Raw genomic sequence first — 13,239 nt, 5'->3', positions numbered from 1 at the left:
ATCAAGAACCTCGTCCAGATTAAACCAAACCGGTCATCCCCCAGAAAATTCACGCAAAAGCCACATTTATCACATGCTTACAAGAACGGGGTATGACTTTGTTCTGATACGTTGAGAGCATTGGCTCCGATACCAGCCGGATCACGACCAGCGCGGTGAAAAAGGACGGTCGCTACGTGGTCAATGGCCAGAAGGTGTGGATCTCGCGCGTGCAGCACTCGGACCTGATGATCCTGCTGGCGCGGACGACGCCGTTCGCACAGGTGGCCCGGAAGTCCGAAGGGATGTCGATCTTCATCGTCGACCTGGAGCGGGCGGTCGGCAAGGGCCTGAGCGTGCGGCCGATCGCCAACATGGTCAATCACGAGACCAACGAGTTGTTCTTCGACAATCTGGAGGTCCCGGCGGAGAACCTGATCGGCGAGGAAGGGAAGGGCTTCAGGTACCTCCTCGAAGGACTCAACGCCGAGCGCGCGCTGATTGCCGCCGAGTGCATCGGCGACGGCTACTGGTTCATCGAGCGTGCTCGCCGCTACGCCCGCGAGCGCATCGTCTTCGACCGCCCGATCGGCCAGAACGAGGGCGTTCAGTTTCCGATCGCCGACGCCTACATCGAGGTCGAGGCGGCCAACCTGATGCGCTTCAAGGCCTGTGCGCTGTTCGACGCGCAGCAGCCCTGTGGTGCCGAGGCGAACATGGCCAAGTACCTCGCCGCCAAGGCGTCGTGGGAGGCGGCCAACGTCTGCCTGCAGACGCACGGCGGTTTCGGCTTCGCCACCGAGTACGACGTCGAGCGCAAGTTCCGCGAAACGCGTTTGTATCAGGTCGCGCCGATCTCGACCAACCTGATTTTTTCCTACGTCGCCGAGCACCTGCTCGGTCTGCCGCGCTCTTTCTAGAAGGCCAGCCATGCGCCCGCTCGACGGCATTCGCGTCGTCACCCTCGAACACGCGATTGCTGCGCCGTTCTGCACCCGTCAGCTGGCCGACCTCGGCGCCCGCGTGATCAAGGTCGAACGTCCGCGCAGCGGTGATTTCGCGCGCGCCTACGACGAGCGCGTCCGCGGCCTGGCGTCGCACTTCGTGTGGACCAACCGCTCGAAGGAGAGCCTGACGCTCGACCTCAAGCACCCGGAGGTGCCGGCGATCCTGGACCGGCTGCTCGCCGGGGCCGACGTGCTGGTGCAGAATCTGGCGCCCGGGGCCGCGGCGCGTCTCGGGCTGGCTTACGCCGCGCTGCGCGAACAGCATCCACGGCTGATCGTTTGCGACATTTCGGGCTACGGCGGCAACGGTCCGTATCGCGACAAGAAAGCCTATGACCTGCTGATCCAGAGCGAGTCTGGATTCCTTTCGGTCACCGGCTCGCCAGCCGAGGCGGCCAAGGCCGGCTGCTCGATCGCGGACATCGCGGCCGGCATGCATGCGCAGAGCAGCATTCTCGCCGCGCTGCTGCAGCGTGCCAGGAGTGGGCGCGGCTGCCATATCGAGGTGTCGATGCTCGAATGCATGGTCGAGTGGATGAGCTATCCTTTGTATTACTCGTTCGACGGCGCGAAGCCGCCGCCGCGCGCCGGCGCGGCGCATGCGACGATTTTTCCCTATGGCCCGTTTACCGTCGGCGACGGCACGACGGTGCTGCTAGGCGTGCAGAATGAGCGCGAGTGGCAGGTCTTCTGCACGCAGGTGCTCGAATGCCCCGGACTGGCCAGCGACGAACGTTTCTGCTCGAACTCGCGGCGTACGCAGGCGCGTGACGAACTGCACGCGCTGATCGACGAGTGCTTCGCGCGGTTCAGCTCGGAGCAGTTGATCGCCAAGCTCGACGCGGCGCAGATTGCCAACGCACGCATGAACGACATGCACGAGGTCTGGGAGCACCCGCAGCTGAAGGCGCGCGGGCGGTGGACCGAGGTCGATACTCCGGCCGGCCCGATTCCGGCCTTGCTGCCACCCGGCGAAGTCGACACCTTCACGCCACGCATGGACGCGGTACCCGCGCTCGGGCAGCACACCGACGCGATCCTCAATGAATTGGGGTGGGATCCGGCGGCGATCGATCGCCTGCGAGAGGCGCGGGCAATCTGACCGCTAACGCTTCTCAACGGCTGCCGCGCCGAATGCTTGCGCGACGGGATGGTGTTATCTGTCCGATAGCGCCAGGTTTACGCCGAGACCCGCGAAGGCCGCTGCAAAGCCGCGACGCAACCACGATTGGACACCGGGCGATTCAATGATCTGTTTGCGGAAGGCATTGGACAGTAGCCCGTAAACGACAAAGACCACCAAGGTCATGATCATGAAGACGGCACTAAGAGCCAGCAGATCGCGCAGCGGCGAGACCGCACCAGGCTGAACGAACTGCGGCAGAAAGGCCAGGAAGAAGATCGAGAGTTTCGCGTTCAGGATGTTCAGCAGGAGGGCCTTGACGACAAGGTTTGCCGCGCTGCTTGCGGGTGCAGCCTGGCCAACCACGAAGGCGGACCGGTCTCGCCGGGTGAGCCAGGCCAGATAGAGCAGGTAGGCAACACCGCCAAACTTGAGCGCCTGAAACGCGACCGCGCTGGTGTGCAGGACGGCCGCCAGCCCGAGGACCGTCGCCAGCAGTTGGGGAACGATGCCGGCAGTGCAGCCGAGTGCCGCAAGGAAGCTGGCTTCGCGGCCCTGAACCAGCCCCTTGGAAACCGTGAATAGCACGCCTGTGCCGGGTATGAGCACGATGACCAGCGAGGTGATGAGGAAATCCAGTGTGATCATGGTTCAAGCCCGGGAGACTGTGTTGAAGAGCTCGCCGAGCCCTGAAGTCCTGGCGCCAACTGCACGCCCGGGGCGGGCTCGCGTCCGGCGACGGTTCGGGGCCGCCGGCAACGCGCCGCAGTGACTTGGGGTGCGGAATTACGGCGGCGCCTCGATCTTGTAGAAGGCGTAGTCATGGGCGACGCCGTTCGATTCGACGCGGGCCGTGTGCGACAGCGTGCCGCCAATCTTTTCCATCGCCTTGCGCGAACGCCAATTGTTGCTGCCGACATGGAACCAGACGACTTTCGCGAAAACGAAGGCATGACCAAGCATCAGTTGCTTCATTTCCCGGTTGATGCTGCCACCCCAATGACTTCTGGCCAGGAAGGTGTAGCCCACGGTCACCTCCCTCGCGTCGGGATTCCAGTCGTAGTAGCGGGACGAACCGATCACCCCGCCCGCACGGTTGTCGGTCGCCACCAGCGCACCGCCGGAAGCCACGGCGCCGGAAAAGAAGCCCGCAAAGACCGGTCTCTGATACCGCAAGGGCTCCGGATGCTGTTCCCAGATCAAGGGATCGGAAGCGGCCGCGTAGAGCGGCTCGAAATCGTCGGCATGCAAGGGGCGAAGCGAAATCGTTTCGCCGATGAGCGTGGGCTGAAGATCGAAGTCGGGTCTTGCGTTCATCTGTGCTCTCTACGACAGCGCTTGCGGCTCGTTCTTTTCCGGACCAGTCGTCGGCGCAGTCGGCAGTGTGCCGCCGAGCAGCAGGGCGACGGCGCTGTCGGCCAGTTCATCCAGCGAAAGTTTTCCGTCCGGGCGATACCAGTGCGTGGACCAGTTCAGCATGCCGAAGAGCAGCAGCCGTACCGGTGACGCGGCGGAAGCGAGCTTGCCGCTTTGTTGCAGTTCGTCGAGCGTAGTCTGCCACGGCAACTGATAGCGGTCGAAAGCGGCGGCAATTTCCTCCTGCGCTGCTTCATCCAGGGCGCGTGTCTCGCCGAGCAGCATTGGCGAATGGCACTCCCCATCGAGCAGGGTGCCGAGATGCGTGCGGACCAGTACGCGCAGCCGCTGCTCGGGTTCGGCAATGCCGTCGATGGCGGCGAGCAGGCGTGCGTAACCGGCGTCGAGACCCTCCACCATCGCCGTCTTCAGCAATTCCTGCTTGCTGCGGAAGTGGTAGAAGGGACTGCCGGAGCGCATGCCCACCGCGTCGGCGATGTCGCGCGTGGTGGTGGCGTCGAAACCCTTTTCGACGAACAGCCTGGCCGCCGCGCGCAGTAACTCGGCGCGGCGATTGGGTTCAAGCCCTGCTGGTTCTTTTCGTCTCGGCATCGCCATCATTCCAACCATGGAGCTGCACCGGGTATGCAGTCGCTTGAGGTGAATTGCGCTGGTGCGCAAGCGTCATAATCCCGCGGCGACCCGCGTGCCTTGATCGATGGCGCGTTTGGCGTCGAGTTCAGCGGCGACGTCGGCGCCGCCGATCAGCGTTACCGGGATGCCGGCGGTCTGCAGCGGGGCGAGCAACTCGCGGCGGGATTCCTGGCCGGCGCAGACGACGACGGTGTCGACCGGCAGCGTCCTTTCCTGCCCATCGACGGTGATGTGCAGGCCGGCGTCGTCGATACGCTGGTAGTTCACGCCGCCGATCATTTGTACGCCGCGCTTCTTGAGCAGGGTACGGCGGATCCAGCCGGTGGTCTTGGCCAGCCCATCACCGACCTTGGATGACTTGCGCTGCAGCAGAAAGACCTTACGCGGCGCCGTATCGTCGATCGGTGGCTTGAGGCCGCCACGATGCGCGTAGCTCGGGTCGATACCCCATTCGTCATTGAAGCGCTCGGCCTCGGTTCGGTCGTCATGCGTGTGGGTCAGGAACTCGCCGACATCGAAGCCGATGCCGCCGGCGCCGATGATCGCCACGCTCTTGCCGGCCAGTTTGCGGCCTTCGACGATGTCGACGTAGTTTGCCACCTTGGCGCTGTCTATCCCCGGGATTGAAAGCTGGCGCGGGCTGATGCCGGTGGCCAGCACCACATGGTCAAAGCCGCCGGTCGTGAGCAACTCGGCATCGACGCGCTGATTCAGCTTCAGGGTGACGCCGGCGGTCTCGATGCGGCGGCCGAAGTAGCGCAGCGTCTCGGCGAAATCCTCCTTGCCGGGGATCTTCTTGGCGATGTTGAACTGGCCGCCGATGCGGTCGGCGGCCTCGAACAGCGTCACCTGGTGGCCGCGTTCGGCGGCCGTCGTGGCGCAGGCCATGCCTGCCGGCCCGGCGCCGACCACCGCCACCTTCTTGCGCAAGGCCGCCTTCTCGATGATCAGCTCGGTCTCGTGGCAGGCACGTGGATTGACCAGGCAGGTGCTCAGCTGGCCGTTGAAAATGTGGTCCAGACAGGCCTGGTTGCAGGCGATGCAGGTGTTGATTTCGTCGCCCTTGCTGGCCGCCGCCTTATTGACGAAGTCGGCGTCGGCGAGGAAGGGGCGGGCCATCGACACCATGTCGGCGCAGCCAGCGGCTAGCACATCCTCGGCGACTTCGGGCGTGTTGATGCGGTTGGTGGTGATCAGCGGGATGTCTACCGCACCCTTCAGGCGTCTGGTCACCCAGGCAAAAGCAGCGCGCGGCACCATCGTCGCAATGGTCGGGATGCGTGCCTCATGCCAGCCGATGCCGGTATTGATCAGCGTCGCGCCAGCGGCCTCGATGGCTTTGGCGAGTTGCACCACTTCGTCCCAGGTGCTGCCGCCCTCGACCAGATCGAGCATCGACAGGCGGAAGATGATGATGAAGTTCGGCCCCACTTTGTCACGGGTGGCACGCACCGTATCGACCGCGAAACGGATTCGGTTCTCGAACGAGCCACCCCATTGGTCGGTGCGCTGGTTGGTTTGTTGCGCGATGAACTGGTTGATCAGGTAGCCCTCGGAGCCCATGATCTCAACGCCGTCGTACCCTGCTTTCTGCGCCAGGTGGGCACAGCGAACGTAGTCGCCGATGGTCTTGCGGATCCCCCATTGGGTAAGCGCGCGCGGCGTAAAGCGGTTGATCGGCGCGCGCAGCCTTGACGGCGCGACGTTCAGCGGGTGATAGGCATAGCGTCCGGTATGCAGAATTTGCAGCGCGATCTTGCCGCCGGCGCCATGCACCGCCTCGGTAATCAGGCGATGCTTGCGCACCTGCCACGAAAAGCTGAGCTGCGAACCAAAATGGTAGACCCGGCCGGCCAGGTTGGGCGAAAAGCCGCCGGTGACGATCAGCCCGACGCCGCCCTTGGCACGCTCGGCGTAGAAGGCAGCCATACGTTCGAAGCCGTTCTTCACTTCCTCCAGACCGGTGTGCATCGAACCCATCAGCGTGCGGTTGCGGAGCGTCGTAAAGCCGAGATCCAGCGGCGCCAGCAAGTGCGGGTAGGGGGATTGCGGGGGGCGTGGCAGCACGGTGCCGGTGCTTTCGTTCATGAAGAGGTATCCGGAAGTGGTAACTGATGGTAAAGCAAGCAAGCGCTTGGTTATTGTTCCGGAAAGCACGAGGGATTGCAAGAGGGCTTGCCGACGGGCGGCGGCCCTTCACCGGCAAGCGGCGGACTTTATCGATTTCGTGACGGCGATGGCGACGCTGGCTGACTTGTCGCACTTCCCGCTGGTTCTGCCGATCATCCTGGGCCGCGCGCGCACCGGGCAGCAGCAGGCTACCTGGGCAGCATCTTGCGTAGTGCCTCGATCTGCACCGAGGCTGTTGCCGACGGTGTGAATCGTTGCGGGTGGTCGGCTAGGAAAAGGCCACGCTCGGCCGCGCTGCGCTGTCGCAGGAACCATAGGCCGGATTGTCCTACCTGATAGTGCAGATCGCTACTGGAGAGCGGCCGGTCGGCCGCTGGCAGCACCAGGAAAGCGACCGATTGCCCGGCCGCTCCCTTGTACACGGTGTCGATCTTGATTACCGCCAGAACCATGTCTTCGCCGGCAGCGCGCACCTGACTCTGGCCGATCAAGGTGCCGCTCACGACCACGTCCGAGCGTTCAAGCAACTCGGATTCCGACATGCGCGCCCACATCGCGACTACGTCAAGGCAGACGACGAGCAGCAGGCAGCAGATGATCGGGCGGGCCCATGCCAACGATCGATGCGAGATCACGGCGATTTGCCATGCCAGACCTCCCCCGGCCGCGCCAGCGCCGCCGGAGGACGAGAAAGGCTCAGGCGACCGGCAGCGCCGCGGCGCGGCGCCGGCGGCCGAACGCACCCAGAGCCGCGCAGGCCAAGCCCAGCAGTGCTGCCGTTGCCGGCTCGGGAACGCCCTGCGTCTGGGGCGGACCGTAGATGAACTGCATGCCGGCGATGTCGTCGGCCTGCGGACCGGAGAACGCCTCGGTATAGAACGGATTCATCAGCGAATTCGCGACGGCGGTGTGGCCCAGGCCGAGAGCGTGACCGATTTCGTGCGCGGTAACCTGGAAGATGTCGAAGGCGTTCGGGTTGCCGCCGAAACCGACCTTCCACTGATCGTCGGTGTCGTAGTGCATGTCGCCGGCTGCGGTCGCTCCGTTGACCGGCGGGAAGAAGCCGTGCGCCAGGGTATTGAACGGGCCGTCGAAGGGGTGGCCACCGAAGCGCAATTCGCCCGAAGTCCCGACGTTGAACGGCAAGCCGTCGTCGGCAACCAGGTTGAAGGTGAGGTTGGCGACCGACGACCATGCGGCCAGCGCCGAAGTGACCGCGCCGAGGTAGCCCGCAGGCATGAAGTCGGCCAGAGCGGTGATCGTGCAGCCAGCGAATTCCTGCCCGCAACTCGTCCCGGTAGCCATGAAGCTGTAGCTGATCGTGGCACCGGTACCGAATGCTGGCGGACCCCACTTGCCGGGGCTCGTTGGTCCAAGCACGAAGGCCGAGGCTGGCGCGGCGGTCAGCGCACCTGCAGCGAGGAGTGCCGCAGCAGCAATTTTCCGTAGTTTCATGTGAATTCTCCTGGGTGGTGTTGGGGTGTGAAGATCCAAAGCAATTATCACGCCATGTGTCGCAATGGTCTGATGCGTATGGAGTTATTGGGCTTTTTGAGCGAACCACGAGTGCCATCTGTAAAGAATTCCGACACCTTGTGGTGGCGCGGCTGGCGATCCTCTGGTCGTTCGCCTAGGCCAGCATCAGCTCGTCGGTTATCGTCCAGCAAGCGGGCCCTGCGGGCCTGCGTTCCGGTGGCCGCAGCGCGCTGCTTGGGGGGGCCAGCGACTTCCGTCGACCGAGCGCCATCCCCGCCAAGACGTCCCAATGCGCTCGATTCTCCGGGCGGTTGGCGCGCGTGAGCGACCGCGTAGTCGCGGGTTCGCGCTCCCTCGCCGTGCGCGTGTGGGCTCGCTACCAGTGCCGCGCGATGTACCTTCCGGCGCCTCGAAACCGCCGGGACGCCATGAAGGCGCTGGTGAACGAGCATCAGGGGCGATCATCCCTGGCGAGGTGGGCGATCAAGCGGTCGAAATCTCGGCAGGTGGCGCCAACGCGGGACGATCGTGCGGTCGCGCTTTCGTTCGTGGCCCGATACTTGTTGCTGCTTGTTACCGGGGAGCCAGCGCCTGTGTTAATTCCGTACACTGGTGTTCTGTCGTGCCCGGGATTCGTCAGGCTCACCGTCGCACGGGAGTGGGGCTGAGCTTCTTTTTCCAGCGTGGGTTCTCTAGAAGGGTGACCGCCACCATGTTCCGTAAATTGCTGCTGAGCGCCTTGCTGCTGGCCATGCTGGTCGTTTGGGGATTTACCAGACCACCCCCGGCAAGTGACGAACCCGGCCAGTTTCGCCAGCCCTTCGCGACGAAAGTCGTCCTCGTGATTCTCGAGAATTCCGACTCCGATGCGGCGTACCGCGAGAAATTTCTCGGCTTCCTGGCCGCGTCTGGCGCCTATCTGGCCAACTACCACGCGCTCGCCGGGCATTCTCAGCCGAACTACGTCGCCCTGGTATCGGGCAGTACCGATGGAGTGATCGACAATTCTCCGGCCAGGCTGGATCGCGCCCATCTCGGGCAGAAGCTGAAGTCATGGATGGCCTACGCTGAAGGCTATCCGGCAGGTACTTGCGATCTGCGCGGGGCGATCGGGCGGTATGTTCGCAAGCACGTACCTTTCCTCAGCTTTGCCGATGTGCAGGACAACCCGGATTTCTGCCGGCAGCACATCACGGGCTTTGACCAGTTTCTGGTCGACGCTCACGCGCATCGCTTGCCGAGTTTCTCGCTCGTCGTCCCGAATCTTGACCACGATGCGCACGACAAGCCTTTGCGCGATGCGGACGCGTGGCTTGAAAGGAGTTTTGCCGACCTGATCAAGGATCCGACATTCAGGCGCGACGTTCTGCTCATCGTCACGTTTGACGAAGCCGGCAAGGGCAACTGGTTTGCAGGGCTGGCGGGCAATGACAACCGGGTGTTCACGGTGCTGTGGGGAGAAGACGTCCTTCCCGGCGAGGTCAAGACACGCTACGACCACTACGATCTGCTGCGGACGATCGAGGCGATATTGGACGTCGCGCCGATGGCGGCCGGCGACGCCGGGGCCCGGCCGATCGGAGGAATCTGGCGCCAGCGGGAGTAGGTCTGCCAGCAGGCGGCGGCGGGTGCTTTGCGGGGGGCTGCCTGCGACGGTCGCCGGATCGGCTATCGACGGTGCTAGCGCGGCGCGCGCTCGAGGTAGTAGACGGTGTAATCGCCGTCGCGGAACAGGCCCTGGCAGGCCGGTTCCGGCCAGTCAAGTCGCTCGTCGGTACTGTTCCCACCGGCCAGCGACCTGGCGGTCTTGTCGCTGATCAGCAGGTAGACCGGATAGCTCAGATCCGCCAGTTGTTGCGGCTGATTGATAAACAGCGGTTTGAACTCGCCGTCAACATTGACATGGTAGACAATCGCGAGGCTGTCCTTGTTGATTCCGTACAGCACCAGTGGCGCGGGTTTCGCTCGGCGCAGTTCCTCGACCGCCTGGACAAAGGGCCGTGCCGAATGAAGCTGAAGCTCGGCCGGTTCGCGCAAGTGGAGGTTGGTGAGCCAGAACGCAAGTGCGGCAACTGCGACAACAAGCTTGTCGCGTTGCGCGGAAGTATTCGCCCGGCGCAGGGCGATCAGCGTCAGCACCTGACAGGTGGCCAGCAAGCCCGCCAACAGGGTGGCGTCGACGTCCACGCTCGGCGCATGTCTGGCGGCGTAGTGCTGGGCGAAAAGGAGCAGCGCGATCAACAGCGTCGGGAGCAGCAACAGCAGTTTTTGCAGCACCTGGTAGACGACCGCCAGCAAGCTGTTGCGGCGATCGACAAAAACGTAAGCGGCCAGGGCGGCCATCGCCGGTACGGCCGGCAACAGGTAGCGCGCCTTCTTGGTTTCCGGGATCGACAAGCCGACGAGGATCAGCAGTAGCCATCCAGCCATCAGTGCGGCCAGACGCAAGGTCGGCTCCCACGACGCGCTGCTCGCCTTGCGCAGGAAGGGAAACTGCAGGTAGGGGAGGGAAGTGGTCAGCACCGACGCCATCACCAGCAAGGCGGCCGGAAAGCTGAGGGCAAAGTTGGCCAGGCCGCTGACCAGATAGTAGTAGCGCGGCAAGGCGTCGTCGTTGCCACTCAGGCGGCCGGTGACCTGCATCCGGACGACGTCGCTGACAAAGCCTTCGCCGCCTTCGATCCGGGCGAGGAACAACAGTGCAAACCAGCACGCGATCAACAACGCCAAGGCCGGCAGGCCCACCTTGAATACCGCGCGCCATTGACCGGTCAGAGCGTAGTAACTGCACATCACGCCAACGGGAATGACGATCCCCATCGGGCCGCGAATCGAAAATCCAAGCGCCAGCAGCGCCAGAATGCAGGCCAGCGAGCGCCCGAACGAGGCCGTTTGAGCCGTCTCGCGATAAACCAGAACGAAGCACGCGAGCGTGATCGTGGTCAGCATCTGGTCGAGCGATATGGCGCGCGCTTCGACCAGAAAGGTCGCGGTCAGCACCTGGAAACAGACGGCGACGAAGGCCCAGTGCCGCGATACGCCGCTCAGCAGGCGATACGTTAGCGCCAGGTTGAGGGCGCTGGCGATGGCGGTGGGAAGGGTCGCCGTAAACCTGTTGACCTCGCCAAGAGGCAGCGAGCCCAGCCAGATCAGCAGGGTCGAAGTAGCCGGGTAATCCGGATAGGGCGCGCCGTAGGTCTTGGGAAAGACCGATACGCCGTATTGCAGCATCTGCTTGGCAAAAACCGCGAAGCGCGTTTCAAAGCCGACGAATTCCTGACCCCACTGGCCGAAGGTGAACAGGAATACGCCGACCAGCGTCACCGCCATGGTGTCCAGCCGGAGGCGACGAGCAGTTGGCGGCTCGGGATGAGTTGACGGAGCTGTAGCTGTTGGTGCGTTCATCGACGATCTCGGCGGCTGGTACGCGGTGGTTCGCGCTGGCAACGATTATCCCGGCGTCCGCGTGAATGAACAGCTCGGTCGCCGTGGTCGGGTCTTGAGGCCGACGCCATGGGGATCTTATACGCCTTCGCCCGAAGGCTGTGGGGGGTGTGCGGCAGGCAAGCGCCGTCGCTGACCGCGTCGCCGAATGATCGTCCCCGGATCACGGCGTGTCTTCGCCGCGCTGTCGCTTGAAGCCGCCACTTCGCTTTGCCCGGCGGAGGGTCACGGAGGCTGCCCGGCTCGGTACGGGGTAAGTCATCCGCGTCACCGGCAACTGCGCCGGCCTCGGAGCACCTGCCAAACCGGCGTGTACAACCCGCCGGCCCGCTGGTGGCCCGCGGGCCAGAGCAGTGGAAAGTTCCTCCCGGCCGAGAAGCCCGCTTCGCATGACAGTCTCGCGCCGTCATGAACGAGACCGGTGCCCGAGGGAGCGTTTTGATTGACCGCAAGAGTCGTCGCGCAGCTGTCGCGTCACATCTCACCGCCTGCGGTCACCATCTGCCTGTCTGGTCCGACGCGCCCTAAGTTTCGCTTAACTATTGAGGCCTAGGCTGAGGACGTCGGGAATAGCCGCGCAGGCTCGAGACGATCTCGATGGATCGACGCTCGCATGTCGCAGGGCGCGGCCGCTGCCCGGCGGCACGACAAGGCCGGTTATCAAGGTGTGCCGCGTTCAGCGGCAGCGGAACAGCCATTGGTCAGGTGTCTCCGAATATCCACCCTGATCCTGAACCAGGAAACCCCAATGCGCATGACTGACAAAGTCCATATCCGCCTGGCAATGGCCGTCGCCGTTGTCTTGATCGGTACCATCGTGACTCTTGCCTATCACCTGGCTTCTTCCCCGCAGCGTGTCCAACTCGCTGTTCCAGCTGCAGATGCTCACAAGGTCTCATTCTTTGCGCTAGGTGATCAGGGCTCAGGTCAGTTTCGTCAGTGGACCGTCGCCCGCAGCATGGACCAGGTCGCGGAGCGTACCCGCGACCTTGACTTCGTGGTCTTGCTGGGCGACAGCTTCTATGGCAATGGTGTTGAGTCTGCTCGGGACAAGCAGTGGAACTGGAAGTTTGAAAATGTTTAATCAGGCAGGAACTTGGCCGCGATTCCCTTCTACGCGGTGTTGGGTAATCATGATGTGCAGGGAAATGCCGAAGCGCAAATCCAGTATTCCCAACAGCAAGCAGGCTCCGGGCGATGGCAAATGCCGGCGCACTTCTACCGCAGCGATTTTGGTACCGACGACGGTCACCCCTTGCTGCGTATCGTGTTCATCGACACCAATCAACTGACCCCAGAGAGTCTGGACCGGCAGGCACGTTTTATCGAGCAGGCTTTTGCGCCGTCCGGTGGGCGACCGACATGGCGAGTTGTCGTGGCGCACCACCCGATTCGTAACTTCGGTAAACATGGCGAAACACCGCAGCTGGTTTCTGCCTTGCTCCCGGTGCTGCAGAAAGCCCATGTCGACCTCTACCTGACGGGTCATGACCACGATCAGCAGCTCATTGCGCGCGATGGTGAGCCCTATTACGTGATTTCCGGTGGTGGAGGCCAGGGGCTCTACCGAGTTGCACGCGACCACGAAGGACTTGTGTTTGGAGAGTCGCAACACGGGTTCGCGAAAATTGTTGTCGATCCCGAACGGATGGCGATCAGTTTCTACGCCGAAGGTGCTGAACTGGCAGGCCAGTATGCCGTTAACCGGATTTGCGCTGGATTGGCAGTCGGCTGTTTGCAACAGACATCGGAACCCGGCAATGCCAAGAAATGACTGATCCGCCGCTGGATCTGGAAACCATAGCCGATTGCTCACCTTCCTTCGAAAAGCCGCGGCCCGGAGGTTTTCCGGGTAGCTGCCGAAGACCTCCAAGTCGAATCCGATACTTCGACACCGTTCAACCCTCGGGATCGCCCGCCGCTGCTCTTTGCCGAGGCACCACTGGCGTGTTGGGTAGCAGGAAAGCTCCGTTACAAGCTCGGCAAAGTCGCTGTTCAGGCGCAATGACTTCGGTTGTTGGCGCGTCCGGGAAATCGAGTATTTGACCAACACGGGTTTAACTCCGAGCT

Annotated in this window: 11 protein-coding genes and 1 pseudogene; 5 read left to right on the top strand and 7 right to left on the bottom strand. The window is 63.3% G+C overall.

Annotation, left to right across the window (positions count from 1 at the left end; translation table 11 throughout):
* Window positions 1-116 precede the first annotated feature (116 nt).
* A pseudogene (locus Q1L50_RS04025) lies at window positions 117-899 on the top strand (acyl-CoA dehydrogenase family protein); the annotation flags it as partial.
* 10 nt (window positions 900-909) lie between these two features.
* The gene (locus tag Q1L50_RS04020) at window positions 910-2,088 is read left to right on the top strand and encodes a CaiB/BaiF CoA-transferase family protein (protein WP_300336089.1); all 1,179 of its coding nucleotides are present in this window, start codon (window positions 910-912) and stop codon (window positions 2,086-2,088) included.
* 54 nt (window positions 2,089-2,142) lie between these two features.
* Here Q1L50_RS04020 and Q1L50_RS04015 read toward each other — a convergent pair whose 3' ends face one another.
* From Q1L50_RS04015 to Q1L50_RS03990, 6 genes are all read right to left on the bottom strand, one after another.
* On the bottom strand, window positions 2,143-2,757 hold the full coding sequence (locus Q1L50_RS04015) for a LysE family translocator (protein ID WP_300336087.1): 615 nt from the start codon (window positions 2,755-2,757) through the stop codon (window positions 2,143-2,145).
* A 138-nt stretch (window positions 2,758-2,895) separates the two neighbouring features.
* Window positions 2,896-3,426: a GNAT family N-acetyltransferase gene (locus Q1L50_RS04010; protein WP_300336085.1), complete on the bottom strand. Its 531-nt coding sequence runs from the start codon at window positions 3,424-3,426 to the stop codon at window positions 2,896-2,898.
* 9 nt (window positions 3,427-3,435) lie between these two features.
* Complete coding sequence (locus Q1L50_RS04005; protein WP_300336084.1) at window positions 3,436-4,077, bottom strand: TetR/AcrR family transcriptional regulator; 642 nt, start codon at window positions 4,075-4,077, stop codon at window positions 3,436-3,438.
* Window positions 4,078-4,149: 72 nt separating this feature from the next.
* On the bottom strand, window positions 4,150-6,207 hold the full coding sequence (locus Q1L50_RS04000) for an NADPH-dependent 2,4-dienoyl-CoA reductase (protein WP_300336083.1): 2,058 nt from the start codon (window positions 6,205-6,207) through the stop codon (window positions 4,150-4,152).
* A 230-nt stretch (window positions 6,208-6,437) separates the two neighbouring features.
* Window positions 6,438-6,884, bottom strand: a complete 447-nt coding sequence (locus tag Q1L50_RS03995; RefSeq protein WP_300336081.1) for a hypothetical protein — start codon at window positions 6,882-6,884, stop codon at window positions 6,438-6,440.
* Between the two features lie 61 nt (window positions 6,885-6,945).
* Window positions 6,946-7,704 (bottom strand): matrixin family metalloprotease, encoded by a 759-nt coding sequence (locus Q1L50_RS03990; RefSeq protein ID WP_300336079.1) that lies wholly within the window; start codon window positions 7,702-7,704, stop codon window positions 6,946-6,948.
* A 733-nt stretch (window positions 7,705-8,437) separates the two neighbouring features.
* Between Q1L50_RS03990 and Q1L50_RS03985 the strand changes: the two genes are divergently transcribed.
* On the top strand, window positions 8,438-9,331 hold the full coding sequence (locus Q1L50_RS03985; RefSeq protein WP_300336077.1) for an alkaline phosphatase family protein: 894 nt from the start codon (window positions 8,438-8,440) through the stop codon (window positions 9,329-9,331).
* Between the two features lie 74 nt (window positions 9,332-9,405).
* On the opposite strand, the gene Q1L50_RS03980 is transcribed toward Q1L50_RS03985, so the two are convergent.
* Window positions 9,406-11,130, bottom strand: coding sequence for a glycosyltransferase (locus Q1L50_RS03980; RefSeq protein WP_300336076.1), 1,725 nt, complete (start codon window positions 11,128-11,130; stop codon window positions 9,406-9,408).
* 787 nt (window positions 11,131-11,917) lie between these two features.
* On the opposite strand from Q1L50_RS03980, the gene Q1L50_RS03975 reads away from it, so the two are divergent.
* Window positions 11,918-12,253, top strand: coding sequence for a hypothetical protein (locus tag Q1L50_RS03975; RefSeq protein WP_300336074.1), 336 nt, complete (start codon window positions 11,918-11,920; stop codon window positions 12,251-12,253).
* Window positions 12,254-12,265: 12 nt separating this feature from the next.
* Window positions 12,266-12,943: a metallophosphoesterase gene (locus Q1L50_RS03970; protein WP_300336072.1), complete on the top strand. Its 678-nt coding sequence runs from the start codon at window positions 12,266-12,268 to the stop codon at window positions 12,941-12,943.
* Window positions 12,944-13,239: the final 296 nt, after the last annotated feature.

The sequence above is a fragment of the Accumulibacter sp. genome, assembly GCF_029255145.1.
Classification (GTDB): Bacteria; Pseudomonadota; Gammaproteobacteria; order Burkholderiales; family Rhodocyclaceae; genus Accumulibacter.
Note: the sequence above shows the minus strand (reverse complement) of the source record. Positions and strands in the feature narration are given on the sequence as shown.

Bases quoted from the DNA above. Each gene is read 5' to 3' on its own strand.
- Q1L50_RS04020 (WP_300336089.1), top strand. From the start codon at position 910: ATGCGCCCGCTCGACGGCATTCGCGTCGTCACCCTCGAACACGCGATT.
- Q1L50_RS04015 (WP_300336087.1), bottom strand. From the start codon at position 2,757: ATGATCACACTGGATTTCCTCATCACCTCGCTGGTCATCGTGCTCATA.
- Q1L50_RS04010 (WP_300336085.1), bottom strand. From the start codon at position 3,426: ATGAACGCAAGACCCGACTTCGATCTTCAGCCCACGCTCATCGGCGAA.
- Q1L50_RS04005 (WP_300336084.1), bottom strand. From the start codon at position 4,077: ATGCCGAGACGAAAAGAACCAGCAGGGCTTGAACCCAATCGCCGCGCC.
- Q1L50_RS04000 (WP_300336083.1), bottom strand. From the start codon at position 6,207: ATGAACGAAAGCACCGGCACCGTGCTGCCACGCCCCCCGCAATCCCCC.
- Q1L50_RS03990 (WP_300336079.1), bottom strand. From the start codon at position 7,704: ATGAAACTACGGAAAATTGCTGCTGCGGCACTCCTCGCTGCAGGTGCG.
- Q1L50_RS03985 (WP_300336077.1), top strand. From the start codon at position 8,438: ATGTTCCGTAAATTGCTGCTGAGCGCCTTGCTGCTGGCCATGCTGGTC.
- Q1L50_RS03980 (WP_300336076.1), bottom strand. From the start codon at position 11,130: ATGAACGCACCAACAGCTACAGCTCCGTCAACTCATCCCGAGCCGCCA.
- Q1L50_RS03975 (WP_300336074.1), top strand. From the start codon at position 11,918: ATGCGCATGACTGACAAAGTCCATATCCGCCTGGCAATGGCCGTCGCC.